Genomic DNA, 23,604 nt, shown 5'->3' with positions numbered 1-23,604 from the left:
ACCTTCAACACCGCCTCTTCGGCGGTGCAGTTGCGGCTGGAGTGCAGGCCGGCCTTGCGCGCGGCGGCGATCTCGCTGCGTGCCGCCAGCAGGTCGCGCTGGAACGCGGCATTGTCATGCAGCCGGGCAACGGCGGCAGCCCCCATGAAACGGCCTTCGAGGATGTCGCTCTGCCAGTGCACGTTGCACACCAGGCGGCTCTCGCCATAGTTGCGGCCACGGGCCTGGATGGCATCGGTACGATCCGGCGCGATCTCCGACAGGATCAGGGCCCATGCCCAGCCGATCGAGGTGTGGCCGGACGGATAGGACCCGTTGCTGCGCAGGCCCGCTTCATCATCCGGCGTGCAGGTCGGCTCGCCATTGACCATGAACGGGCGCGGGCGCTGGTAGTGGTTCTTGGCGACCTTTGTGGCAGCGCTGGCGTCGATCCGGCTGCGCTCTAGCAGGCGGTACAGCGCGGGCGTCTTCACCGCGTCCACATCGATGTCGACCGCGCAGGAAAACTGGTTGGCACCTTCCGGAAAGCCCAGTTCGGCATCCAGTGTGGCCTGGGCGAAGCGTGGGCTGCCGCGCAGTGCACGCGCTTCGCGGCTGACCTGTTCATCCAGGGCGAAGCCCGCCGAGCCCGCGGCGGGTGGCGCCGGAACCAGGGCCAGGCTGGCCGGTACGGCGCGCGCGTCCAGATAGCCCACGGCCTTGGTGGTGACGTTGGCTTCGACGGCGGTCGGCCGGGCAGCAGACGCGGCACAGCCGGCCAGCGCCAGCACGATGGCCAGGCCAAGCAGGGGACGAGCAGGGCGGAAGATCACAGACATGGTCAGGCTCAGCAGAGGAAACACCACGCCATGATCGCAGCCCGCAGCCGGCGTCGCAGTGGCCGTCGGTCATACGGCCAGACCCGGCATGGTCATCAAAACGGGGCAAAAGCGTCATCGCGCTCCGCCATTCTCCCGAATCCGGGCGCAGCGCACGGACTTTCACGCGCCGGGGCATCGAGCATCGGCGCAACGATGGCATGCGTGCCATTCCATTCCAGCCGGGTCGGGGGGATCCGCTGACAGAGGGAGAGAAGCGATGCGCAGCACCGCAACAGGAAGTACCGTCCTGGTCCTGCTCGCCACCATGGCCGTCACGCCGGCCACCGCCGCCGATGTGGTCGGCGTGGCCTTCGTGCACGGCACCGGCGCGCAGACCAACGCCACCCAGGACTACTGGCAACCGGCGATCATCGACACCGTCCGCCAGGGGCTGCCGAACAGCAGCAACTATGTGGTCATCAACTGCGATTTCACGCAGTACATGTGGAAGCCGGAAGCCGCCGGCTGCCTGGCCGACCAGCTCACCGGCTTCATCAACAGCCGCGGCATCACCCAGCTGGTGGTCATCACCCATTCCAACGGCGGCAACGTGATGCGCTGGATCCTCTCCAACCCGACCTACGACAGCCGCTACCCGAACATCATCCGCACGGTGCGCAAGGTCAACGCGCTGGCACCCTCATCGGCGGGTACGCCGCTGGCCGATGCCGTGCTCAACGGCAACACCTTCGAAACCTCCCTGGGCTGGCTGCTCGGTTACAAGAACGATGCCGTGCGTATGCAGCAGGTCGCCAGCATGGCCACCTACAACGCGCAGAACCTGTACGGCACGGCCGGTCGGCCGGCACTGCCCAAGCCATTCCGCGCGGTGGTCGGCAGCGATGTCGAATCGGCCGTGTGGGACAGCAACAGCTACTGCGGCGGCTACGCGGCCAACGTCGGCCTGGAGTTCACCCAGAACTGGCTGTCCTCGTGCTCGGACGGTTTCCTGGAGTGCAGCAGCCAGAAGGCAGCGGGCAGCACCTGGTTCACCGACACGGCGCGTACCCAGGGCGCCGAGCCGTTGAGCCACAACCAGAGCCGCCGCGAGTGCTTCGGCCTGGGCGCCATCCTGCGCAACGACCTGGCCCAGTGAGGACGACGACGATGACGATGAATTCCCTTCCGCTGACCACCGCCGTGCTGGCAGCCCTGGCCACGGCCTCCGCCACGGTGCACGCTGCGCAGCCACTGCGCGCCCTCCCCGGCGACCAGGTGGTGGCCACGCTGGTGGCCGCACCGCTGCCGCCTGACGACAGCGAACACGCGCCCCTGGCGTTTGCCTGGGCACTGGACCCGGCGCAGGCCCTGCAGGCCTCCACGCCCTACGCCTCGGTCAGCCGCAGCTACTGGCAGCAGGTCGATGGCGCGCAGCTGCAACGTGGCCTGGAGCTGCCGCTGACCGCCCCCGATGCGGTGATCCAGCTGAGCCCGGCAGCCGGTGCGCGCGCGGTTCCGGCGCAGTCACTGCAGGTCCGGGATCCGGCCGGCCGCAGCAGCGTCGCCCGCGCCGTCGACGCGCGCCAGCTGCAGGACGCCGGCATGCCCGTGGGCGAAGGCAGCAGCATGCTGCGCACCGGCACGGGCAGTGCTGCGGGAAATTACCGCCTGCAGAGCGCGCAGGCGCAGGGCCGCTACGTCGTACAGGTGCTTGAACCCAACAGCCCGTTGCGGCTGGAGGTGCAGGCCAGCCAGGCGCAGGTCCTGGCCGGCGGCAGCGTACAGCTGCGGGCACGCCTGCTTGAAGACGGAGCCAGTCCCGCCCAGCTGCAGGCGCGTCGCGGGGGACTGGGCGGCGAAGCCTTGCTGGTCGCACCCGATGGCCGCAGCTGGCCGCAGCGGTTGCTGCGTACGACCGACGGCAGCCTGCACGCGCAGGTACGGATTCCCGCCGAGGCCAGCAACACGCAGGGCCTGTGGGAACTGCAGGTGTTCGCCCAGGCCGATGGCGTACTGCGCGACGGCAAGGTCGCCTTCGCCGTAGCCCGGCCGACCGCCCGCTTCGTCGGGCAGGCCACACCGGACCAGGCCAGCCGGCGCGTGGCGCTGCCGTTGCAGGTCGCCGCCGCCGGGCGCTACGAAGCGCGCGGCACCCTGCACGCCACGGGCCCGGATGGCCAACTGCGTCCGGTCGCGCAGGCGCACGCCGCCGCATGGTTCGACGGTCCCGGTCGCGGCCAACTGGTGCTGCCGTTCGACCAGGCAGCGCTGCCGGCCGGCTTCGGTGCCCCCTTCGAACTGCGCGAGCTGCAGTTGCATGACCAGAGCCGGATGGCACCGATCGAGTCACGCGCAGTGGCGTTACGGTTCTGAGGCATGACGTGGCGGGCCGGAATGCCGGCCCGCTACCCTGCGCCGCCTGCAGCGCCTGGTCGACGCCGGCACTGCGCAGGCGTACTGCTCACCCCGCGTACGCCGTCAGCCGGCCATCCTGTTCAACCACCCGGATCGGCCCGCCGAACACCGCCGACAGAGGCTCGTCACACAGCAGCGTGGCCCGACTGCCGTCGGCCAGCACGCGGCCGTCGCGCAGCAGCACCACCCGCTCGATCTCGGGAATGACCTCTTCAATGTGATGGGTCACCAGCACCAGGGTGATGCCCTGCTGCGCCAGTGCCCGCATGGTCGCGATCAGCTGCTGGCGGGCGACCAGATCCAGGCCGGTGGAGGGTTCGTCCAGCAGCAGCGCCTGCGGCCGGTTCACCAGCGCGCGCGCGATCAGCACCCGGCGCGTCTCGCCGGCAGAGAGCTCTGCATAGGCGCGCTCGCGCAGGGCCAGCGCACCGGTCATCGCCAGTGTCTCGCCGGCGCGGGCACGCATCTCGGCGGTCACCTCACGGAAAGCCGGCACCACGCAGCTGGCGAAGAAACCGGACAGCACGGCCTGCTCGACGGTCAGCCCCGGCATCTCGGACAGCGTGCTGCTGAGATCACCGGTGACGATGCCCAGCTGCGAGCGCAGCCGGTCCACCTGCCAGCGGTTCTGGCCCAGCACCTTCACCGCGACCGCGCCGTCGCCCTGCGCCAGCGGGTAGAGCTCGCGGGTGATCAGCTTGATGAAGGTCGATTTGCCGCAGCCATTCGGGCCGAGCAGGGCGGTGTGCTGGCCCTGCGCGATGCGCAGGCTCAGCCCGTGCAGGACCTTCACCTGGCCGCGCATCACGCTGGCGCGGTCCAGTTCGATCAACGGCGGCCGCTCCCCGGCGGACGGGACGGCGACAACGGCGCGGGCGCGCGGATCCAGGCTCGACAACTCAGGTCCCCAACTGTGAACGGTGCCACGGAAGCGGTGCTGGCGCACCGCGGTCAGAGGTGCAGTTTGCAACGCAAGCGGCCATGATGTCTGCCATCCCCGTGCGATCCGGAGAGCCTCCATGTCCGATGCCCTGATATCCCTGTTGACCGGTGGCGTGCTCGGCCTGGGAGGGTGGGCCATGCTGGCGGTGCTGCTGGTCTTCACCCAGATCACCATCTTCTCGGTGACGCTCTACCTGCATCGCAGCCAGGCCCATCGCGGCGTCGATTTCCATCCGGCACTGGCCCACGTGTTCCGCTTCTGGCTGTGGCTGACCACATCGATGATCACCCGCGAGTGGGTGGCCATCCATCGCAAGCACCACGCCAAGGTGGAGACCGAGGACGACCCGCACAGCCCGGTCACGCGCGGCATCGGCACGGTGTTCTGGCGGGGAGTGGAGCTGTATCGGGAAGCACGCGGCATGCGCGCGGATATCGAGCAGTACGGACGCGGCACGCCCGACGATGCCATCGAGCGCCACCTGTATACCCCGCATGCGACCCTCGGCCCGGTGCTGCTGCTGGCCATCAACAGCGTACTGTTCGGCCTGCCGGGCGTAGCACTGTGGGCGATCCAGATGGCGTGGATTCCGTTCTGGGCGGCCGGCGTGGTCAATGGCCTGGGGCACTGGTGGGGTTACCGCAACTACGAATCGGCCGACACCTCCACCAACCTGACACCGTGGGGCGTCTGGATCGGTGGCGAGGAACTGCACAACAACCACCATGCCTTCCCCAGTTCGGCACGCTTTGCCATGCGGCGCTGGGAAGTCGACATCGGCTGGTGCGCGATCCGCCTGCTGCAGGCCCTGCGCCTGGCCAGGGTGCTGCGCGTCGCACCGGCGATGGATGTGCGCCCGAACATCGCCGTGCCCGACGCCGAGACCCTGAAGGCACTGCTGTCGCATCGCTTCCAGGCGATGACCGATTACCAGCGCAACGTCTTCATGCCGGCCCTGCGCGAGGAAGCCGCCCAGGCCGGCGCCAAGCTGCGCCGGCTGCTGCCGCGGCGGCTGCGCCGCGGCCTGGTCAACGATGGGCGTTGGCTGAAGCCGGACAACCGTGCCCAGCTCAGCGAATGGGTGGCGCAACGCCCGCGCATCCGTGTGCTGGTCGAATACCGCGCGCGGCTGGCTGCGCTGCTGGAGGCGCGCGGGCACGATGCCGCCGAGCGCCTGCGACACCTGCAGGCGTGGTGCCGCGAGGCCGAGGGGAGCGGAATCGCCGCGCTGCAGGCCTATGCCGAACGGCTGAAGGGCTACACGCTGGTGGGCGCATGAGGGCAGGGGCGCTGCTGCTGGCCGCGCTGCTGCCGGCCGCCGCCCCGGCCCAGGTCAGCGACACCCGCAGCTACCTGCAGAAGATGGACAGCGACGGCGACGGCCGGGTCAGCGAGACCGAGTACGTGCAGTGGATGCTGTATGCCTTCGACCGCATGGACCGCAATGGCGATGGCGTGCTGACTGCCGATGAACTGCCCGGTGGCAAGGGCAGAGCGATCACCCGCGAGCAGCAGCGGCAGGTCATCGTGCAGCGCTTCCACAAGCAGGATGCCAACGGTGACGGGTTTCTCGACGCCCGTGAGCTGTCCGCGCCCCCGCGTTGAGCGGGCGTAGAATCGGGCCATGCCTGAACTGCCCGAAGTCGAAACCACCCGCCGCGGCCTGGCCCCGCATCTGCAGGACCGCCGCGTCCACGGCGTGATCCTGCGCCGCGCCGACCTGCGCTGGCCGATTCCGCCGGAGATTGCGCAGCTGCTGCCGGGACAGCGCATCGAAGGCATCCGCCGGCGCGCGAAGTACCTGCTGCTGGACACGGCCATCGGTAGTGCCGTACTGCATCTGGGCATGTCCGGCAGCCTGCGTGTACTGCCCGGAGATACCCCACTGCGGCCACATGACCACGTGGATATCAGCCTGGACAACGGGCGCCTGCTGCGCTTCAACGATCCGCGCCGCTTCGGCAGCCTGCTCTGGCAACCGGCCGGGCAGGTCCATCCGCTGCTGCAGGGGCTGGGGCCTGAACCGCTGGACGAGGCCTTCCATGGCGATTACCTGTTCGCCCGCAGCCGCGGCCGCAGCGCCCCGGTCAAGACCTTCCTCATGGACCAGGCGGTGGTCGTGGGCGTCGGTAACATCTATGCTGCCGAGAGCCTGTTCAAGGCCGGCATCAGCCCGCTGCGCGAGGCCGGCAAGGTCTCACGCGAGCGCTACCAGCGGCTGGCCACCGCGGTGAAGGAAACGCTGGGCTACGCGATCACCCGCGGTGGCACCACACTGCGTGATTTCATCAGCCCCGATGGCGCACCGGGCTACTTCGAGCAGGAACTGCTGGTCTATGGCCGCGACGGGCTGCCCTGTCCGACCTGCGGACGCCTGCTCAAGCACGCCATGATCGGCCAGCGTGCCAGCGTGTGGTGCAGCCACTGCCAGCGCTGAGGCGGTCCAGCCAGCGGCAGCTGAATGGGAGGTTGCGCTCTCCGCTGCCCGTTAACGTTTGTCTGCCTATGATGGCCGACCCTTCCCTGTGCCTGACGCGCCTGCATGCAACGACGCGACTTCATCCGCAACGCCTCCCTGGCCCTGGCAGCCTTCGGCCTGCCGTCCCTGCCCGCCTGCGCCGCCAGCAGGAACGGCCAGGTCGGCCTGCGCCGCCTCGGCCAGCCGCAGCCGTTCAGCTTCGCCACCCTGAAGGGGCAGGCACGCGCACTGGCACAGGCCCCCTACCAGAGCCACAAGCGGGTGCTGCCGGGCCGGCTTGAAGCGCTGGACTGGGACCAGTACCAGTCCATCAGCTATCGCCAGGACCACGCGCTGTGGGCCGATCAACCGGGCAAGTTCCAGGCCAAGTTCTTCCACCTGGGCCTGTACTTCCATTCGCCGGTGCGCATGTTCGACGTGGTCGACGGCCAGGCGCAGGAACTGGCGTATGACGGTGCAGCGTTCAACTACGGCAAGAGCGGGATCCGCAACGGCGAACTGCCGGCGGACCTGGGCTTCGCCGGGTTCCGCCTGAACACCCGCAAGGATACCGACCGCGATTTCGCGGCGTTCCTTGGCGCCAGCTATTTCCGCGCGGTCGGCAAGGAAGGCCAGTACGGGCAGTCCGCGCGCGGCCTGGCGATCGATACCGGCATGGGCAGGCCGGAGGAGTTTCCCGACTTCATCGCCTATTACCTCGAACAGCCTGCCGCCGATTCGGACACCATCATCGTCTATGCGTTGCTGGACTCGCCCAGCGTAGCCGGCGCCTACCGCTTCGCCATCACCAACGGCGATGTGCTGCTGATGGACATCGACAGTGCGCTCTACCCACGCAAGGCGATCGAGCGCCTGGGCATCGCGCCGTGCACCAGCATGTACCAGGTGGGTGAGAACGACCGCCGCATGGACTGGGACTGGCGCCCGGAGATCCACGATACCGATGGCCTGTCGATGTGGACCGGGGCCGGTGAGTGGATCTGGCGGCCGCTGTGCAATCCGCGCAACCTGCGCTTCAACATGTTCGTCGACCGCAATCCGCGTGGCTTCGGCCTTCTGCAGCGCGACCGCAACTTCGATCACTACCAGGACGACGGCGTCTTCTATGAGAAGCGCCCCTGCCTGTGGATCGAGCCGAAGGGCGAATGGGGCGAGGGCTCGGTGCAGCTGGTGGAGATCCCCACGGTCGATGAGACCTTCGACAACATCGTCGCCTTCTGGAATCCGAAGGAGAAGCCGCAGCCGGGACAGGAGCTGCTGGTCGGCTACCGCCTGTACTGGGGCGCCGAGCCGCCGGCACGGCCACCGCTGGCGCATTGCGTGGCCAGCCGCACGGGGCTGGGTGGTGTGGTCGGCAAGAAACGCGAGTACTTCTCGTGGCGCTTCGCCGTGGACTTCGAAGGCGGCGAACTGGCAAAGCTGATCGACAAGGCCGAGGTCGAGGCAGTGGTGGAAACCAGCCGGGGCCGTGTCGAGATCGTATCGGCGCGTCCGCTGCGCGAGATCGACGGTTACCGCGCGATGTTCGACCTGGTGCCGCCGGAGGGCAGCACCGAACAGATCGACATCCGCCTGTACCTGCGCAGCGGTGGCAAGCCGCTGACCGAAACCTGGCTGTACCAGTACACCCCGCCGCCGGCCGGTGCACCGGAGCGGACGCTGTACTGAGTGGGTGTCGGTTTGCAGGGCTTGCAGCCCCCCATCCGCAGACGCCGGAGCAACATCAGAAGCTGGCTCCCTGTGGATAGGCAATTTCCCGGGATGAGTTGGACATGCCGATGGGGTCAGATCCGTTTTCCCGAAGGAAAACGGATCTGACCCCACAGTTTCACTCGACGTTGACGTTGCTTGAAGCTTCCGCAGGTGAGCGCAGCCCTGCCAAACACCGCCTACAGCGGCAAGGGTGCCTGCATCGGCTCGATGCGGCCTTCACCGCGGGTGATCTTCTTGAACTCGGCCCGGCTCACCGACACATAGCGGTCGTTGCCGCCGATCTCCACCTGCGGGCCGTCCTGCACGGCATGCCCATGCTCATCCACGCGGACGGTCATGATCGCCTTCTTGCCGCTGTGGCAGATGGTCTTGATCTCCTGCATCTCGTCGGCCCATGCCAGCAGGTACTGGCTGCCTTCGAACAGTTCACCGCGGAAATCGGTGCGCAACCCGTAGCACAGCACCGGGATGCGCAGTTGGTCGACCACTTCGCTGAGCTGCCAGACCTGCGCGCGGGTCAGGAACTGTGCTTCGTCCACCAGCAGGCAGCCCATCGGCCCGTTCGATGCCAGGTCCTGTTCGGCCCAGCGCTGCAGGTCGGTGTCGCGGTCGAACGCCATGCCTTCGGCGCGCAGCCCGATGCGCGAGGCCACCACGCCTGCGCCCGCGCGATCATCCAGGCGCGGGGTCAGGATCGCCACCCGCATGCCGCGCTCGCGGTAATTGTGCGCGCTCTGCAGCAGGGTGGTGGTCTTGCCGGCGTTCATCGCCGAGTAGTAGAAGTAGAGCTTGGCCATCGGCCAATTGTACGCATCCGCTGCGCAGCCGGCCGCAGGCTACTTCGCTGCCGGTGGCACGTTCGGCAGCTGCTCCAGTTCGCCCACTTCGACGGAGGCATCCAGTGGGCGGGCCCAGAACGCATCCTGGTTGCACCAGTACCGCTGGGGATCCCACCAGGCCTTGTCGTAGACCAGCTGCGCCGGCACCTGAGGGGTAACCAGGCCGGGCATAGCGTCGGGCCCCGAACGCGACGCCACCATCAGCCCGGGCGAGATATGGCCCGTACGCGAGCCGGTGATCTGGCCAAGGCCCTGGCGCAGCTTCCTCTCCATGCGCGGCTTGGCCTGGGCATCGCCGAAGCGTGCATACACGGCCTGGCCCCGGTGCACGGCCTGTGCGCGTTCGGCCTCGTCCAGCTGCTCCCAGTAGAGTTCGCGCTGGCGCAGGAAATCGTGGTACATCCGCTCGGCGGCCAGATCCATCCAGGCATAGGCCAACGGCCGGTCGACGGCGGTCCCGACGCCCTGCCAGTACATCCGCGCCACCATCGACTGCGAGAACTTGTCGGCATACAGCGCGGCAGTGCGGAAGCTGCGCAGCGCCTGCGCGTACTTGCCCTCCCGATACAGCCCCAGGGCATGACCGCGCCATCGCAGGTCAGGATGAGCCTCAAAGAAGCCGTTGGTGAGTACATCGCGGGGAATGGGCTTGGCCGGCTGCAACCTGCACTCCAGCGCCGGCGCGGCGGCCTCCGCCAGGTCTGGCGCAGCCATCGAGAGTATGACCAGGCAGAACAGGCGCGTGTGCGTGTTCATGACATCACTCCATTGATGCGTCTGCCCACTGATAGCACCGGAAGGCGCCCATCGCAAGCCGGGCCGGGCGGTGGCGACGCTGTGGTGGTGCCCGGCCGCCCGGTACAATCCGCCCATCATGCACGGTCTCAATCCTCCCCAAGCCGCCGCCGTCCTGCACATCGAAGGCCCGTTGCTGGTGCTCGCCGGTGCCGGCAGCGGCAAGACGCGCGTGATCGTGGAGAAGATCGCCCACCTGATCGGCTGCGGCCGCTACCCGGCCCGCCGCATCGCCGCGATCACCTTCACCAACAAGTCGGCCAAGGAGATGCGCGAACGTGTGGCCAAGCGTCTGCGCGAACAGGACGCCGACGAGGTGACCATCTGCACCTTCCACGCCCTGGGCCTGAAGTTCCTGCAGATCGAGCATGCGGCGGTGGGCCTGAAGCGCGGCTTCTCGATCTTCGATGCCGACGACGCCGCCGCGCAGATCAAGGACCTGATGCATGGCGCCAAGCCCGACGATATCGAGGACATGAAGAACCTTGTGTCGCGGGCGAAGAATGCCGGTCTCTCGCCCGAGCAGGCGATGGCTGCCGCGCGCAGCAACCGCGAGAAGGAAGCAGCCAGCGTCTACGAGCGCTACCAGCTGCGCCTGACCGCTTTCAACGCAGTCGACTTCGACGACCTGATCCGCCTGCCGGTGCAGATCCTGGAGGAGAACCCGGAGATCGCCCTGGCCTGGCGCGAACGCATCGGCTACCTGCTGGTGGACGAATGCCAGGACACCAACGACGCGCAGTACCGCCTGCTCAAGCAGCTGGCCGGGGACAAGGGCAACTTCACCTGCGTAGGTGACGATGACCAGTCCATCTACGCCTGGCGTGGCGCCAACCCCGAGAACCTGCAGCAGATGGGGCGCGACTACCCCACGCTGGAGATCATCAAGCTGGAGCAGAACTACCGCTGCTCCAACCGCGTGCTGCGCGCGGCCAATGCGTTGATCGCCAACAACCCGCACGAGCACCTGAAGAAGCTGTGGAGCGATCAGGCCGACGGTGAGCGCATCCGCGTATGGGAATGCCGCAACAGCGAGCACGAGGCAGAGAAGGTGGCCGCCGAGATCGCCTTCGTGGCGCAGTCGCGCAACGTGCCGTGGAGTGACTTCTGCATCCTGTTCCGCGGCAACTTCCAGTCGCGGCCGCTGGAGAAGGCGATGCAGCTGCTGCGTATTCCCTATCACCTGACCGGCGGCACCATGTTCCTGGAGCGCCAGGAAGTGAAGGACACGCTGGCCTGGCTGCGGCTGCTGGTGAACCCGGACGACGACACCGCATTCATGCGTGCCGTGCAGGCGCCCAAGCGTGACGTGGGTGCCGGAACGCTGGCCAAGCTGGCCGAACTGGCATCGGAAAAAGACATGCCGATGGCCCAGGCGGCCGAGGCGATCGGCGCGCTGTCACAGCTGCCGCCGCGCGCTGCCAACAGCCTGGCGCGTTTCACCGACATCCTGCGCGACCTGCGCGCACAGATGCGGCAGGTCAGCTCCGGTGACATGATCCGCAAGGTCGCCAAGGAATCGGGCCTGCTCAGCGAGCTGCGCCAGCAGGCCAAGGAAGAGGCCAGCTACCAGCGCCGCGCCAACAACATCGAGGAACTTGCGCAGTGGTTTGAAGGCGGTCCGCGCGGTGCCACCGCCGCCGATCTGGCTGGCCAGCTGGCACTGTTGTCGCGCAGCGACAAGGATGAGGGCGGCAACCAGGTGCGGATGATGACCCTGCATGCCTCCAAGGGCCTGGAGTTCCCGTATGTCTTCATCGTCGGCTGCGAGGACGGCGTGCTGCCGCACCAGGTCAGCCTCGACGAAGGCAACCTGCAGGAGGAGCGGCGGCTGCTGTACGTGGGTATCACCCGCGCCAAGATCCAGCTGTGGATGAGCTACAGCAAGCTCACCCGCAAGTTCGGCGAGCATGTGCGGTTGAAGCCGAGCCGGTTCTTCGAGGAGATTCCGGCCGAGGAGATCCAGCGCGATGGCGCCGATCCGGTGGCCGATGCCGCGCGCAAGAAGGAGCGGGCAACGGCGGGACTGGCGGCGATCGAGGCCCTGTTCGACTGACCGGGGTCGGATCCCTTCCCGCAGGGAAGGGCTCTGACCCCAGCACATCGCCCTACAATCGGGCCTCTCCACCCACAGGTCTGCGCATGCATCCCATCGAAAGCGAACGCCTGCGGCTCCGCCGCATCGAGCCTGATCGTGATGCGGCGCCGATGCTGGCGCTGCTCAACGATCCTGGTTTCGTGCGCTTCATTGGTGACCGCAACGTGCACAGCGAAGCGCAGGCCCGCGAGTACATCGCCCTGCGCGTGCTGCACAGCTATGCGTTGAACGGGTTCGGCATGTATGCCATCGAGCGTCTGTCCGATGGCGCCTGGCTGGGCAATGCCGGGCTGGTCCGGCGCGACGGCCTGCCGGGACCGGACATCGGCTATGCACTGTTGTCGGAGTACACGGGGCACGGCTACGCAGGGGAAGCAGCGCGGGCGGTCTTCACCCACGCGCGCGGCGCCCTTGGCCTGCAGGACCTCTATGGCATCACCGACCTGGACAACGTCGTGTCCGGGAAAATCCTGCTGGGCCTGGGCATGTGCGAACAGGGGGTCATCCAGCTGCCGGGCATCGCCACGCCCAGCCGTCTGTATGCCACGCCGGGAGCGGCGCCGGTCGGCTAGTCCGCCTGTACCGCATCGACAGCGTTGGGCCAGGCCCGGCGGGCCGCCTCAGCCGCGCAGGTCCGCCAGCTGCGCCTGCAGTTCGGCCACTGCCGCCTCCAGCTGGGCCACCCGTTCAGCCAGGCCCGGGTCGGCCGGCTCGCTGCCACCGGCACCGCCTGCGTACCGTGCCGCCAGTGCCGCCGCGTCCACCTCGCCGCACAGCAGGTGCATATAGCGGTCCTCGCGCTGGCCGCTGGCGCGCGGCAGCACGATGAGCAGCGCGCGCTGCTGCAGGCGCTCGATGGCGTGGCGGGCTTCGTCCACATCGGCGAAGCGGTACAGGCGTTCGCTGCGCGTGATCAGTTCACCCAGCGTCTGCGGCCCACGCAGCAGCAGCATCGCCAGCAGCACGGTCTGCTGCCGGGTCAGGTCCAGCGCGGCCTGCAGGCGATGCTCGTAGCGGTCTGCACGCGAGGAGAAGTGCTGGCGCGCCAGGCCCATCGACTCCAGCTGGCGCAGCGCGTGCTGGACACTGCCGGCGTCGACGTTCATCACCGGCTCGCGCGCGGTCTTCTGGTTGGCGGCCGACTGGGCGGCGTTGACCGTCAGCGGGTAGGTGTCCGGCGTGGTCGCCTCCTTCTCTACCAGGCAGCCCAGCAGGCGGGCCTGCACGGGATCGAGCAGGGGACGGTCGGGGGTCTGGATGGCATCGGTCATGGCGGCCTCCGGGAAGGCATCGGGTCAACCGCCAAGCATAGCCGTCCCGATGGCGCCTTTGCCGGTAAAATGAGCCGATATCTGTTGCCGGTGAATGCCATGCGTCGTCCTGTTTCCCTGTCCCTCACCCTGCTCGCCACGGCGCTGCTGGGTCTGTCCGCCTGCAAGCGCGTCGAGACCCCGGCCACCGACGCGGCCGCTCCGGTGGCCCCGGCTGCCAAGACCGGGGCGGCCGGCGACGCGACCGCCAACGACAACCTCAACGCGGTGCTGTGGATGCAGCGCGCGCAGGAGTACCGCGCGATCACCGAGCAGACCTACCGTGCCGCCGCCGACCGCCTGGACGGCGCGCTGAAGGAAGCCCACTGGGACGCGCTGGTGCCGGAAGAGCGCGGCAACGAGGCCAAGGGTCTGAAGCCCGCGGTGGTGCTGGACGTGGACGAAACCGTGCTGGACAACTCGCCCTACCAGGCGCGCCTGGTGCGCGATGGCAAGGAATACGACGAGCTGAGCTGGGACCAGTGGGTCGCGGAGAAGAAGGCCAAGGCGATCCCCGGCGTAGTCGATTTCGCCAAGGCGGCCAATGCCCGCGGCGTGACCCTTCTGTACATCTCCAACCGCGCCGTGCACCTGAAGGAAGCGACCCTGGCCAACCTGCGCGAGCAGGGCCTGCCGGTCGCCGATGACAGCGTGTTCCTGGGCCTGGGCACCGTGGTCGAAGGCTGCGAGCAGGCCGGCAGCGAGAAGAACTGCCGCCGGCGCCTGGCCGGGCAGAAGTACCGCGTGCTGATGCAGTTCGGCGACCAGCTGGGCGACTTCGTGGAAGTGACCGCCAACACCAATGAAGGCCGTGACGCACTGCTGCAGCAGTACCACGACTGGTTCGGCGAGCGCTGGTGGATGCTGCCGAACCCGACCTACGGCGGCTTCGAGCCGGCGCAGTTCAACAATGACTACAGCCAGTCGCGCCAGGCACGCCATGAGGCCAAGCGCGCTGCCCTGGACTACGCGCCGTGAGCCGCGCACCGCTGCCGCTGCGCGACGATGAGCGCCTGATCTTCGCGCTGGATGTCCCTGACCGCGTACAGGCACTGGAGTGGGTCGACCGCCTCGGCGACAGCGTGGCCTTCTACAAGATCGGCATGGAACTGCTGGCGTCCGGTGACTACTTCCAGGTACTGGATGAGCTGGCGCGCCGCGACAAGCGCGTGTTCGTCGATCTGAAGTTCTTCGACATCCCCGCTACCGCGGCGGCGGTGATCCGGCGGCTGTCGCAGTGGCCGGTCAGTTACGCCACCATCCACGGCTGGCATCCGGCAATGATGGAAGCCTGCGCCGCGGCCAGCACCGGCGACATGCGCCTGCTGGCGGTCACCGTGCTGACCTCGATGGGGCGTCCGGACCTGGCGCAGATGGGGATCGACCGCGAGCCGGTGGACGTGGTGGTCGAGCGCGCGCTGGCCGCGCAGGCCGCCGGTATCGACGGAGTGATCGCATCAGGCCAGGAAGCCGCGCCGATCCGTGCCGCGAGCGGTGCCGGCTTCTCGATCGTCTGCCCGGGCATCCGCCCCGGGGGTCCGGTCGGCGACGACCAGAAGCGTACCGTCGGCGTCGCCCAGGCGTTTGCCGATGGCGCCGACGCCATCGTGGTCGGTCGACCGATCCGCCTGGCGGCCGATCCGCAGGCAGCGGCGCGGTCGATCCAGCAGGAAATCGCGTCGGCTTTGGCTGCACGCTGAGTCCCGCACCAACAGCGATCACGGTGACATCATGAACGCCATCGCGCTGCATGCGGGATGGCGTTCGCAATTGTAGCTCCCGTAATGACGCGACCGTCCCCACACCGATGAACTGTGAGCCCGCTCGCAGTGCGCGGGGGTGGTCGCCCTTCCAATCGATGCACCGGCGTGGACCGCGGCTTCGCCGGTTCCAATCATCGATAGAGGGAGTACAAGGATATGTATCGCAGCACCTCTTTGCTGTTCGGTGGCCTGCTGGCCGCTGCCATCTTTCCTGCCACCGCAGCAGCGCCAGCGACCGGGTCGCCCCACATCATCGGCGGCGCCCCGGCCGTGCCCGGCGAGTATCCGTTCATGGTCAGCCTGCAGGGCCTGGAGCTGGGGGACAGTGACTTCGACCGCCACGTCTGCGGCGGCACGGTGATCTCGCCGTCCTGGATCCTGACCGCCGCGCACTGCGTACAGGGCAACTCGCCCGCGCGGCTGGCGGTGCTGGCCGGCAGCACCACGCTGGCCACCGCGCCATCGCCTCGAGCGTCCAACATCAGGGCGATCCACGTGCACCCGGCCTTCAACAGCGGCAACACCCTGGAGCACGACGTGGCCCTGATCCACCTCAGCGCGCCGCTGGCCGACGTGCAGCCGGTTGCCCTGCGCCTGCGTCCGGACGCCAGCTATCTCAAGCCGGGTCGTGATTTCACCGTGATCGGCTGGGGTGACACCGGCATCGATGACGACGTGATCTACCCGACCGAGCTGCAGGCGGTGCGGACGCCCTTCGTGCCCTTCACGCAATGCCAGCAGGCATACGCCGGCGAGCTGGCCCGCGGCAAGGTGATCTGTGCCGGTCGCGAGGGCATCGACAGCTGCCAGGGCGATTCGGGCGGGCCCCTGCTGTTGCGCCTGCGGGAGGGCTGGACCCAGTTCGGCATCGTCAGCTGGGGCGAAGGCTGTGCCCTGGCTGGCTACCCAGGGGTTTATGCCCGAATCGCCGAAAAACATGCCGTGGATTTCATCGAATCCGTGTGGCAACGCGATTGATTCAATAAAATCAATAAGTTGAATAACATTACATCATGTGTTGCCTTAAGTTGTGCGGCGGCGTAGGATCGCGCCATCCGGTCTTCGGACCGGACCTGCGCCACAACACTGTCCTCCGGCCTCGAGCCGGCTTGAGGAGCCTGCGATCCCCGTGATCCGGGCTCTTTTTTATCCCGGTGGCGGCGCTGGGGTCAGATCCCTTCTGCCGCAGCAGAGGGGATCTGCCCCCCTTGGCTGGAAACCGTGACGTCCCGGCTTGCCGCTGTCACCTTGCAGGCCGCAAGATGCGGACCGGTCCGGGGAGTCCGAAGGCATGAGCACGGTAGTGCGAACGAAGTCTGCACGAGGGTGGGGGCTGGCGGCCATGGTGCTGCTGGCCGTGGCCGCGTGCCGCGAGCCAGGCCGTGATCCGGCCCGACCGGCAGCCGAACCGGTGGCCGCCGTGCAGGCGATGGCGCAGCGGCTGGCCGAGGACGATCTGCTCGGCTACGCAAAGCTGTCGGTGCCCCCCAGCCAGTACCAGCGGCTGCAGCAGGCCTGGGCGGACGGACACAGCCAATGGCCGCTGACCGAACTGCCGCTGGGTGACCAGCTGCTGCCGATGCTGGCCGCCCTGCGCAGGCCCGGCGCCAGCGCCGAACTGCAGCGCAGTTTCGACCGCCAGCTGGCCGGGCAGTCCGGCGCGGTGCGCCAGGCCGCGCAGTCGATGGGCAACTTCGGGGTGCAGTACCTGCGCCATCAGAAGGGATACACGCCCAGCCAGCAGGCCCACTACATCGCCCTGGTGGAGGCCCTGTCCGGCTGGGCGCAGGGCGCACCGATCAGCGATCGTGCACGGGCGCGCAGCAGCATCGCCGCGCTCGTCGGCGCCGCCACCCAGGTCGGCTTCGAGGATGATGCCGGCCTGCAGGCCGCGGGGATGGAAGGCAGCCTGCAGCAGCTGGCGCCGTTCATCCACACGCTCAAGGCCGTGCTGGCCAGCTACGGGCTGGGGGTGGACGAAGCCCTGCGCAGCATCCGCGGCGAAGTGCTGTCACTGGAGGGCGACAACGCGCTGGTCCGCCTGCAGTACGACCTGGCCGGGCGCGAGCTGACCCTGCAGCTGCCGCTGAGCCGGCGCGAAGGTCACTGGTACCTGACCCGCACTCTGGCCGATACCGACGCGATACTGCGCCAGGCCGACGCGGCCCGTGCGGCAGCCGCGCCCGCCCCGGCCGAACCCGCCGATGCAGGCGAAGAAGCGGCAATGCCGCCGCCTAAGCCATAATGGCGCCGATGTCGAAACAGAACCCGCTGCCGTTCCCCGGCGAAGAATCCCAGTCGACGCCCGCCGAAACGGCGCTGGCGTCCCCCTCGACCAGTACCGGCCCGAATCCGGTGCCGCCGCCCGTGCACGCCCGTCCTCCTGGCCGCCGCCCGCTGTGGGCACGGCTGCTCGGCCGCCTGGTCGAGCCGTGGCTGTCGCTGAAGATCGAACCTGAGGATCCGGGCCAGTACAACGATGGCCGTCCGGTGATGTACGTGCTGGAAGACTACGGGCTGTCCAACGCGCTGATCCTGGACAAGGCGTGCCGCCAAGCGGGCCTGCCGTCACCGCTGGTGCCGCTGGCCGGCGACCCGACCGGTCGCAAACGCGCCTACCTGGCACTGTCGCGGCGCAGTTCCAGCAACTCGCTGATTCCGGAACAGCGTGGCGCCAAGACCCATTCCGATTCGCTGGCCAAGGTCCTGCAGGCGCATCGCGTGCATGAGGATCTGGACGTGCACCTGGTGCCCGTGTCGATCTTCGTCGGCCGCGCGCCGGACAAGCAGAGCGGGTGGTTTGCCGTACTGTTCTCGGAGAACTGGGCGCTGGTCGGCCGTTTCCGCCGCCTGCTGGCGGTCCTGCTCAACGGCCGCAGCACCATCGTCCGCTTCGCTCCGCCGATTTCGCTGCGCTCTACCGTCAACGAGGGCCTGGAGCCCGAGCGTACGGTGCGCAAGCTGCAACGCGTGCTGCGCACTCATTTCCGCCGTATCCGCGAATCGGTGATCGGCCCGGACCTTTCCACCCGCCGCCTGCTGGTGGACCAGGTGCTGGCCGCCGAGCCGGTACGCGAAGCGATCGCCGCGCAGGCCAAGCGCGACAATTCCAAGCCGGCCGATGCCTGGAAGAAGGCGCATGCCTACGCCTGGGAAATCGCTGCGGACTATTCCAGCCCGGTGGTGCGCTCGGCCAGCTTCATGCTCAGCCATGTCTGGAACCGGATCTATGCCGGTGTGCTGGTTCACCATCTGGACAAGTTCAAGGCGGCCGCGCCGGGCCATGAAGTGGTGTACGTGCCCAGCCACCGCAGCCACATGGACTATCTGCTGCTGTCCTACCTGCTGTACGACCGCGGCATCGTGCCGCCACACATCGTGGCTGGCATCAACCTCAACCTGCCGGTGGTCGGCACGCTGCTGCGCAAGGGCGGCGCGTTCTTCATCCGCCGCTCGATCCGCGGCAACGCGCTGTACTCGGCGGTGCTCAGTGAGTACGTCGCGCAGCTGGTGGCCGGTGGCTATTCCATCGAGTACTTCGTCGAGGGCGGCCGTTCGCGTACCGGCCGCCTGCTGCAGCCCAAGGGCGGCATGATCTCGATGACCCTGCGTGCCTTCCTGCGCCAGCCGCGCAAGCCGGTGCTGTTCCAGCCTGTCTACATCGGCTACGAGAAGCTGATGGAAGGTGGCAGCTACCTGGACGAACTCTCCGGCCGACCGAAGGAAAAGGAATCGATCTGGCAGCTGCTGTGGGGCATCCCCAAGGTGCTCAAGCAGAACTACGGGCAGGTGGTGGTCAACTTCGGCGAGCCGATCGCGCTGAACGACGTGCTGGCCGAGAAGGCGCCGGAGTGGAAGGGTGAGGCGGTGCCGGAAGACGAGAAGCCGGCATGGCTGTCGACCACTGTCGATACACTGGCCGAGCGCATCCAGGAACGCATCAATGGTGCGGCGGACGTCAACCCGATCAATCTGCTGGCATTGGCCCTGCTGTCCACGCCCAAGCATGCAATGGGCGAGGCGGACCTGATCGCGCAGATCGAACTGTGCAAGACCCTGCTGGTCGAGATGCCGTATTCGGACCGGGTGACGGTGACTCCGCATTCGCCGGAGCGGATCATCGCCCACGCCGAGGAGATCAACGTCCTCACCCGCATCAAGCACCCGCTGGGCGACGTGCTCAGTGTGAGCGGCGACACCGCGGTGCTGCTGAGCTACTTCCGCAACAACGTGCTGCACCTGTTCACCGCCTCCTCGTGGGTGGCGTGCTGTTTCCAGAACAACCGCCGCATGAGCCGCACCGGCCTGGTCCAGCTGGGCCGCACCGTCTACCCGTTCCTGCAGGCCGAGCTGTTCCTGCCGTGGACCGAGGACGAGTTCGCCCAGCGCATCGACCAGACCATCGACGTGTTCGTGCGTGAGGGACTGCTGCAGAACGTCAACGAGGACGATGGCGGCATTCTTGCCCGCAACACCGGGCAGACCGACGAAGTGTTCCGCCTGCGTGCGATCGGCCACTCGCTGCAGCAGGCCTTCGAGCGCTACTACATCGCCATTTCGGTGCTGGTGAAGAACGGGCCGGGCACGCTCGGCGCCGCCGAACTGGAAAGCCTGTGCCAGCAGGCCGCACAGCGCCTGAGCCTGCTCTACGCGCCGGCGGCACCGGAGTTCTTCGACAAGGCCCTGTTCCGCAGCTTCATCCAGAAGCTGCGCGAACTGCGCCTGGTATGGCCCGACGAGAACAGCAAGCTGCTGTTCGACCAGCGCCTGGATGCCTGGGCCAAGGACGCCAAGTTCATCCTCGGTCGCGAACTGCGCCACACCATCGAGCGGGTCAGCCCGGAAGCCGCACGCCCGGACGAGCCTGCGCCGCAGGATTGAAGGTCGCGCCGGGTCCTACGGTAGGTGTGGACCTTGGTCCACACACCTTCCAGTCGTGCCAACCAAGGTTGGCACCTACCAGGGCAGAGGCCAACCAAGATTGGCACCCACCTGAACCCGGCTCACGCCGGCTCGTCGGGAATCTGCAGGCTTTCCAGCCGGGTGATGCAGTCCTTCAGCTGCAGCTTGCGCCGCTTCAGGCGTTTGGACTCGAGCTCGTCCTCGCCATTGGCCGCCATGCGGGTGATCTGTTCATCCAGCAGGCGGTGCTCGGCGCGCAGGGTGGCGAGGCGTTCGGCGATCTCGGCGGGGCTGTAGGTGTCCACAGCCTCCGAGCATACACAGCGATGATGACCACCGGGAGAGGGCCGGACCGTTCCCCGGCCGGGGCCGCTCCAAGCCGGTAGAATGGCAGGCATGAGTGCCGTGATCTCCCTTCCCGACCCCCTGCCGCGCACGCCCCGCGATCCGCGCGCGGCCGAGCGCGAGCAGCACAAGCTGGCCAAGCGCCTGCGCCGCCAGGTGGGCGAGGCGATCGCCGACTTCGGCATGATCGAGGCCGGCGACAGGATCATGGTCTGCCTGTCCGGCGGCAAGGACAGCTATACCCTGCTGGACATGCTGGTGCAGCTGCAGAAGAAGGCACCGGTGCCGTTCGAACTGGTGGCGGTGAACCTGGACCAGAAGCAGCCGGGCTTCCCCGAGCATGTGCTGCCGGAGTACCTGGCCGGGCTCGGGGTGCCGTACCACATCATCGAGCAGGACACCTATTCGGTGGTCAGCCGGGTGATTCCGGAAGGCAAGACGATGTGTTCGCTGTGCTCGCGCCTGCGCCGCGGCGCGCTGTATCACCATGCCGAGACCCACGGCTTCACCAAGATCGCGCTCGGCCACCACCGCGACGACATGGTGGCCACGTTCTTCATGAACCTGTTCCACCACGCCAAGCTGTCGGGCATGCCGCCGAAGCTGCGCAGCGATGACGGCCGGCACGTGGTGATCCGGCCGCTGGCCTACGTGCGCGAAAGCGACATCGTCGCGTACGCGCAGGCACGCCGGTTCCCGATCATCCCCTGCAACCTGTGCGGCAGCCAGGAAAACCTGCAGCGCCGCCAGGTCGGCCTGATGCTCAAGCAATGGGACAGGGACCACCCCGGCCGCATCGAGCAGATCGCGCGCGCCATGGGCCAGGTCCGGCCCTCGCAGCTGGCCGACACGTCCCTGTTCGACTTCATGGCGCTGGGCCGTCGCGATGACGCGCCGCTGCCCGATGCCCATGCCTGGCTGGCCGGTACCCCGGTCGACGCCGACGCAGATCCCGAGACGCCCACCGCATAAGGTCGGTCGCCCTTTCTCTTTGCCATCCGGAAATCCATGTTCTTTCGCAACCTGACGTTCTTCCGTTTCCCGACCGCCACTGATTTTTCTGAAATCGATACGCTGCTGCCGCACGCCGTGCTCAAGCCGGTCGGCGCGCTGGAGATGAATTCGCGCGGCTTCATTTCACCGTTCGGCCGCGAGGAGAAGGAACTGCTCTCGCACCGCATCGCCGAGCACCTGTGGCTGACGGTCGGCGGCGAGGACAAGATCCTGCCGGCAGCCGTGGTCAACGACCTGCTCGAGCGCAAGCTGGAGGAGATCGAGGAGAAGGAAGGCCGGCGCCCCGGCGGCCGCGAACGCAAGCGCATGAAGGACGACCTGCTGCATGAACTGCTGCCGCGCGCCTTTGTGAAGTCCTCGCGCAACGACGCCTTCATCGACCTGCAGCACGGCTACGTCGCGGTGGATACGTCCAGCCGCAAGACCGGCGAGTACTTCATGTCCGACATCCGTGGCCTGCTCGGCAGCTTCCCGGCAATGCCGCTGAACGCCGAAGTCGCGCCGCGTTCGATCCTGACCGGCTGGATCGCCGGCGAACCGCTGCCGACCGGGCTCAGCCTGGGCGAGGAGTGCGAGATGAAGGATCCGGTGGAGGGCGGTGCGGTGGTCAAGTGCCAGCACCAGGAGCTGCGCTGCGACGAGATCGACAAGCACCTGGACGCCGGCAAGCAGGTGACCAAGCTGGCGCTGATCTTCGAAGACAACCTGTCCTTCGTCATCGGCGACGACCTGATCGTGCGCAAGCTGAAGTTCCTCGACGGCGCCCTGGACCAGCTCGAGCATGCCGACGAGGAGGGCCGTCGCGCCGAGTTCGACGCACGGTTCGCCCTGCAGAGCGCCGAGATCCGCCGCCTGTTCCTGCTGCTGGAAGAGGCGTTCAAGCTCAGCAAGGCTGACTGAACAGGCACCGCGTGGGCCGCCGGTCATCCAGCGGCCCGAAGCAGCGCTATGCTGGCTGCATGAGCCGCCTGCTGCGCCGCCTGATCTCGCCCACACCGCCCGCCACCGTGCAGCGCGATACCGTTCGCCTGCGCCTGGAGGATGCCGAGATCGACGTGCTGCGCGTACGCGATCCGCGCGCGCGCCGCATCAAGCTCAGCGTCGACGAACGCGGCGCGCGCCTGACCCTGCCGCCGCGCGCCAGCCTGGTGATGGGCGAACGTTTCCTGGAGCAGCATCGCGACTGGTTGGCACTGCAGCTGCGCCAGTACCAGGGCCAGGGCCTGCCCGCACCGCTGCAGCCCGGCGTGGACGGAGTGCTGCCCCTGCGCGGGGAGCTGCTGCCGCTGCGCTGGCAGGAAGGCCGCTACGCACGCCTGGACATCGACGAGCACGGCGCCTGCCTGCAGTGGCCGACCCGTGCCGGTGACGCGACCCTGCGCCGTCTGCTGCGCGAGTTCTTCGAGGCGCAGACCCGCGCCGACGTGGGCCGCTGGCTGCCGCGCTACCTGCCCGGCCTGCCACGGGCACCCAGCCGCCTGCGCTTGAAGGTGATGTCCTCGCAGTGGGGTTCGCTGGCTCCCGATGGCAGCATGGCCCTGGATCTTGCGCTGGTCCTGGGGCGTCCGCAGGCATTCGAGTATGTGCTGGTGCATGAGCTCTGCCACCTCATCCAGCCCAACCACTCGCCGGCGTTCTGGCAGGAGGTCGAGCAACGGTTCCCGGCCTGGCGTGAGCAGCGCGACTACTTCCAGCAGGAAGGGCGACGCCTGAAGGCGATGCTGAGGCAGCTGCTGTAAGCCATCACCCTGCCGGTCCGGCCGTACAATGCGGCCATGCCCGGCATGCTCAAGACTGTCTTTCTTTCCATCGTCGCCCTGGCTGGCGCGCTGCTCGCGCTTGCCCTGGTCACCAGTGCCGGTGGCTGGCTGCCTGCACTGCTCGGCCTGCATCCCGGCAGCGAAGCGCAGCTGGGCTGGGACCTGGCGTTCACCGTGCTCGGCGGCATCGCCGCGATCGCCTTCGCCACCTACTACGCGCCCTGCTGGCCGCGCGCGCACGGCACCTCGATCTGGTCGCTGCTGGTGCTGGGCGCAGGCTACGGCCTGTGGACGCTCGGCGCGGATTTCCCACGCTGGTTCGTCATCGGCCTGCTGGTATCACTGCCGGTGCAGCTGCTGCTGGGATGGGGGTTCGGACGCCGGCCCTCACGCAGCGCAACACGGGCTTAACAATCTCCCCCTAGGCT

23 protein-coding genes are annotated in these 23,604 nt (G+C 67.9%); 17 read left to right on the top strand and 6 right to left on the bottom strand.

The genetic code is table 11. The features are described 5' to 3' along the window. Positions 1 to 818 (bottom strand): phosphatase PAP2 family protein (locus N7367_RS07615; protein ID WP_279942085.1); only part of this gene is annotated, 818 nt, incomplete at its 3' end. A 259-nt stretch (positions 819 to 1,077) separates the two neighbouring features. On the opposite strand from N7367_RS07615, the gene N7367_RS07610 reads away from it, so the two are divergent. Continuing rightward, positions 1,078 to 1,956 (top strand): hypothetical protein, encoded by an 879-nt coding sequence (locus N7367_RS07610; RefSeq protein WP_065182116.1) that lies wholly within the window; start codon positions 1,078 to 1,080, stop codon positions 1,954 to 1,956. An 11-nt stretch (positions 1,957 to 1,967) separates the two neighbouring features. Next, a complete protein-coding gene (locus N7367_RS07605) occupies positions 1,968 to 3,173 on the top strand; it encodes a DUF4785 domain-containing protein (RefSeq protein ID WP_279942084.1) in 1,206 nt (401 codons plus the stop codon). An 88-nt stretch (positions 3,174 to 3,261) separates the two neighbouring features. Here the strand turns inward: N7367_RS07605 and N7367_RS07600 are convergent, their stop codons facing one another. After that, positions 3,262 to 4,104: an ATP-binding cassette domain-containing protein gene (locus N7367_RS07600; protein ID WP_315973559.1), complete on the bottom strand. Its 843-nt coding sequence runs from the start codon at positions 4,102 to 4,104 to the stop codon at positions 3,262 to 3,264. A gap of 130 nt (positions 4,105 to 4,234) precedes the next feature. On the opposite strand from N7367_RS07600, the gene N7367_RS07595 reads away from it, so the two are divergent. From N7367_RS07595 to N7367_RS07580, 4 genes are all read left to right on the top strand, one after another. Continuing rightward, positions 4,235 to 5,437, top strand: coding sequence for a fatty acid desaturase (locus N7367_RS07595; protein WP_053516042.1), 1,203 nt, complete (start codon positions 4,235 to 4,237; stop codon positions 5,435 to 5,437). After that, positions 5,434 to 5,763 (top strand): EF-hand domain-containing protein, encoded by a 330-nt coding sequence (locus tag N7367_RS07590; protein WP_065182118.1) that lies wholly within the window; start codon positions 5,434 to 5,436, stop codon positions 5,761 to 5,763. Before N7367_RS07595 ends, N7367_RS07590 begins: the two co-directional genes overlap by 4 nt. Before the next feature lie 19 nt (positions 5,764 to 5,782). Beyond that, positions 5,783 to 6,595, top strand: a complete 813-nt coding sequence (gene mutM, locus N7367_RS07585; RefSeq protein WP_065174093.1) for a bifunctional DNA-formamidopyrimidine glycosylase/DNA-(apurinic or apyrimidinic site) lyase — start codon at positions 5,783 to 5,785, stop codon at positions 6,593 to 6,595. 105 nt (positions 6,596 to 6,700) lie between these two features. Beyond that, on the top strand, positions 6,701 to 8,305 hold the full coding sequence (locus N7367_RS07580; protein WP_053516049.1) for a glucan biosynthesis protein D: 1,605 nt from the start codon (positions 6,701 to 6,703) through the stop codon (positions 8,303 to 8,305). Positions 8,306 to 8,526: 221 nt separating this feature from the next. Here the strand turns inward: N7367_RS07580 and N7367_RS07575 are convergent, their stop codons facing one another. Both N7367_RS07575 and N7367_RS07570 read right to left on the bottom strand, forming a co-directional pair. Then, positions 8,527 to 9,147 (bottom strand): thymidine kinase, encoded by a 621-nt coding sequence (locus N7367_RS07575; protein WP_053516051.1) that lies wholly within the window; start codon positions 9,145 to 9,147, stop codon positions 8,527 to 8,529. Between the two features lie 39 nt (positions 9,148 to 9,186). Continuing rightward, positions 9,187 to 9,945: a sel1 repeat family protein gene (locus N7367_RS07570; protein WP_279942083.1), complete on the bottom strand. Its 759-nt coding sequence runs from the start codon at positions 9,943 to 9,945 to the stop codon at positions 9,187 to 9,189. A 118-nt stretch (positions 9,946 to 10,063) separates the two neighbouring features. On the opposite strand from N7367_RS07570, the gene N7367_RS07565 reads away from it, so the two are divergent. Both N7367_RS07565 and N7367_RS07560 read left to right on the top strand, forming a co-directional pair. Then, positions 10,064 to 12,040 (top strand): UvrD-helicase domain-containing protein, encoded by a 1,977-nt coding sequence (locus N7367_RS07565; protein ID WP_279942082.1) that lies wholly within the window; start codon positions 10,064 to 10,066, stop codon positions 12,038 to 12,040. A gap of 86 nt (positions 12,041 to 12,126) precedes the next feature. Continuing rightward, on the top strand, positions 12,127 to 12,654 hold the full coding sequence (locus N7367_RS07560; RefSeq protein WP_053516055.1) for a GNAT family N-acetyltransferase: 528 nt from the start codon (positions 12,127 to 12,129) through the stop codon (positions 12,652 to 12,654). Positions 12,655 to 12,702: 48 nt separating this feature from the next. Here N7367_RS07560 and N7367_RS07555 read toward each other — a convergent pair whose 3' ends face one another. Then, positions 12,703 to 13,353: a DUF480 domain-containing protein gene (locus N7367_RS07555; protein ID WP_180876192.1), complete on the bottom strand. Its 651-nt coding sequence runs from the start codon at positions 13,351 to 13,353 to the stop codon at positions 12,703 to 12,705. 90 nt (positions 13,354 to 13,443) lie between these two features. On the opposite strand from N7367_RS07555, the gene N7367_RS07550 reads away from it, so the two are divergent. The 5 genes from N7367_RS07550 (at position 13,444) to plsB (ending at position 20,036) form a co-directional block, all read left to right on the top strand. Continuing rightward, a complete protein-coding gene (locus N7367_RS07550; RefSeq protein WP_220083913.1) occupies positions 13,444 to 14,370 on the top strand; it encodes a 5'-nucleotidase, lipoprotein e(P4) family in 927 nt (308 codons plus the stop codon). Further along, the gene (pyrF, locus tag N7367_RS07545) at positions 14,367 to 15,092 is read left to right on the top strand and encodes an orotidine-5'-phosphate decarboxylase (protein ID WP_279942080.1); all 726 of its coding nucleotides are present in this window, start codon (positions 14,367 to 14,369) and stop codon (positions 15,090 to 15,092) included. The genes N7367_RS07550 and pyrF overlap by 4 nt, the downstream gene beginning before the upstream one ends. A 219-nt stretch (positions 15,093 to 15,311) precedes the next feature. Further along, positions 15,312 to 16,133 (top strand): serine protease, encoded by an 822-nt coding sequence (locus tag N7367_RS07540; protein ID WP_065182122.1) that lies wholly within the window; start codon positions 15,312 to 15,314, stop codon positions 16,131 to 16,133. A gap of 313 nt (positions 16,134 to 16,446) precedes the next feature. Further along, entirely contained in the window at positions 16,447 to 17,400 is a 954-nt protein-coding gene (locus N7367_RS07535) for a hypothetical protein (RefSeq protein WP_345781892.1), read from the top strand. Next, on the top strand, positions 17,400 to 20,036 hold the full coding sequence (gene plsB / locus N7367_RS07530; RefSeq protein WP_065174083.1) for a glycerol-3-phosphate 1-O-acyltransferase PlsB: 2,637 nt from the start codon (positions 17,400 to 17,402) through the stop codon (positions 20,034 to 20,036). Before N7367_RS07535 ends, plsB begins: the two co-directional genes overlap by 1 nt. Positions 20,037 to 20,158: 122 nt before the next feature. Here plsB and N7367_RS07525 read toward each other — a convergent pair whose 3' ends face one another. After that, positions 20,159 to 20,362, bottom strand: a complete 204-nt coding sequence (locus N7367_RS07525; protein WP_279942077.1) for a DUF465 domain-containing protein — start codon at positions 20,360 to 20,362, stop codon at positions 20,159 to 20,161. A gap of 91 nt (positions 20,363 to 20,453) precedes the next feature. On the opposite strand from N7367_RS07525, the gene ttcA reads away from it, so the two are divergent. From ttcA to N7367_RS07505, 4 genes are read left to right on the top strand one after another with little or no spacing between them, the layout of a single operon-like run. Beyond that, a complete protein-coding gene (gene ttcA, locus N7367_RS07520; RefSeq protein WP_193395685.1) occupies positions 20,454 to 21,374 on the top strand; it encodes a tRNA 2-thiocytidine(32) synthetase TtcA in 921 nt (306 codons plus the stop codon). A 36-nt stretch (positions 21,375 to 21,410) separates the two neighbouring features. Beyond that, positions 21,411 to 22,316: a recombination-associated protein RdgC gene (locus N7367_RS07515; RefSeq protein ID WP_065174082.1), complete on the top strand. Its 906-nt coding sequence runs from the start codon at positions 21,411 to 21,413 to the stop codon at positions 22,314 to 22,316. Positions 22,317 to 22,375: 59 nt separating this feature from the next. Continuing rightward, positions 22,376 to 23,155: a SprT family zinc-dependent metalloprotease gene (locus N7367_RS07510; protein WP_053516073.1), complete on the top strand. Its 780-nt coding sequence runs from the start codon at positions 22,376 to 22,378 to the stop codon at positions 23,153 to 23,155. Positions 23,156 to 23,191: 36 nt separating this feature from the next. Further along, positions 23,192 to 23,587, top strand: coding sequence for a hypothetical protein (locus tag N7367_RS07505; RefSeq protein WP_065182124.1), 396 nt, complete (start codon positions 23,192 to 23,194; stop codon positions 23,585 to 23,587). The last annotated feature ends 17 nt before the right edge of the window (positions 23,588 to 23,604 follow it).

This window comes from Stenotrophomonas sp. GD04145, assembly GCF_029835135.1.
Classification (GTDB): domain Bacteria; phylum Pseudomonadota; class Gammaproteobacteria; order Xanthomonadales; family Xanthomonadaceae; genus Stenotrophomonas; species Stenotrophomonas maltophilia_P.
This window is presented reverse-complemented; position numbering and strand designations above follow the sequence as displayed.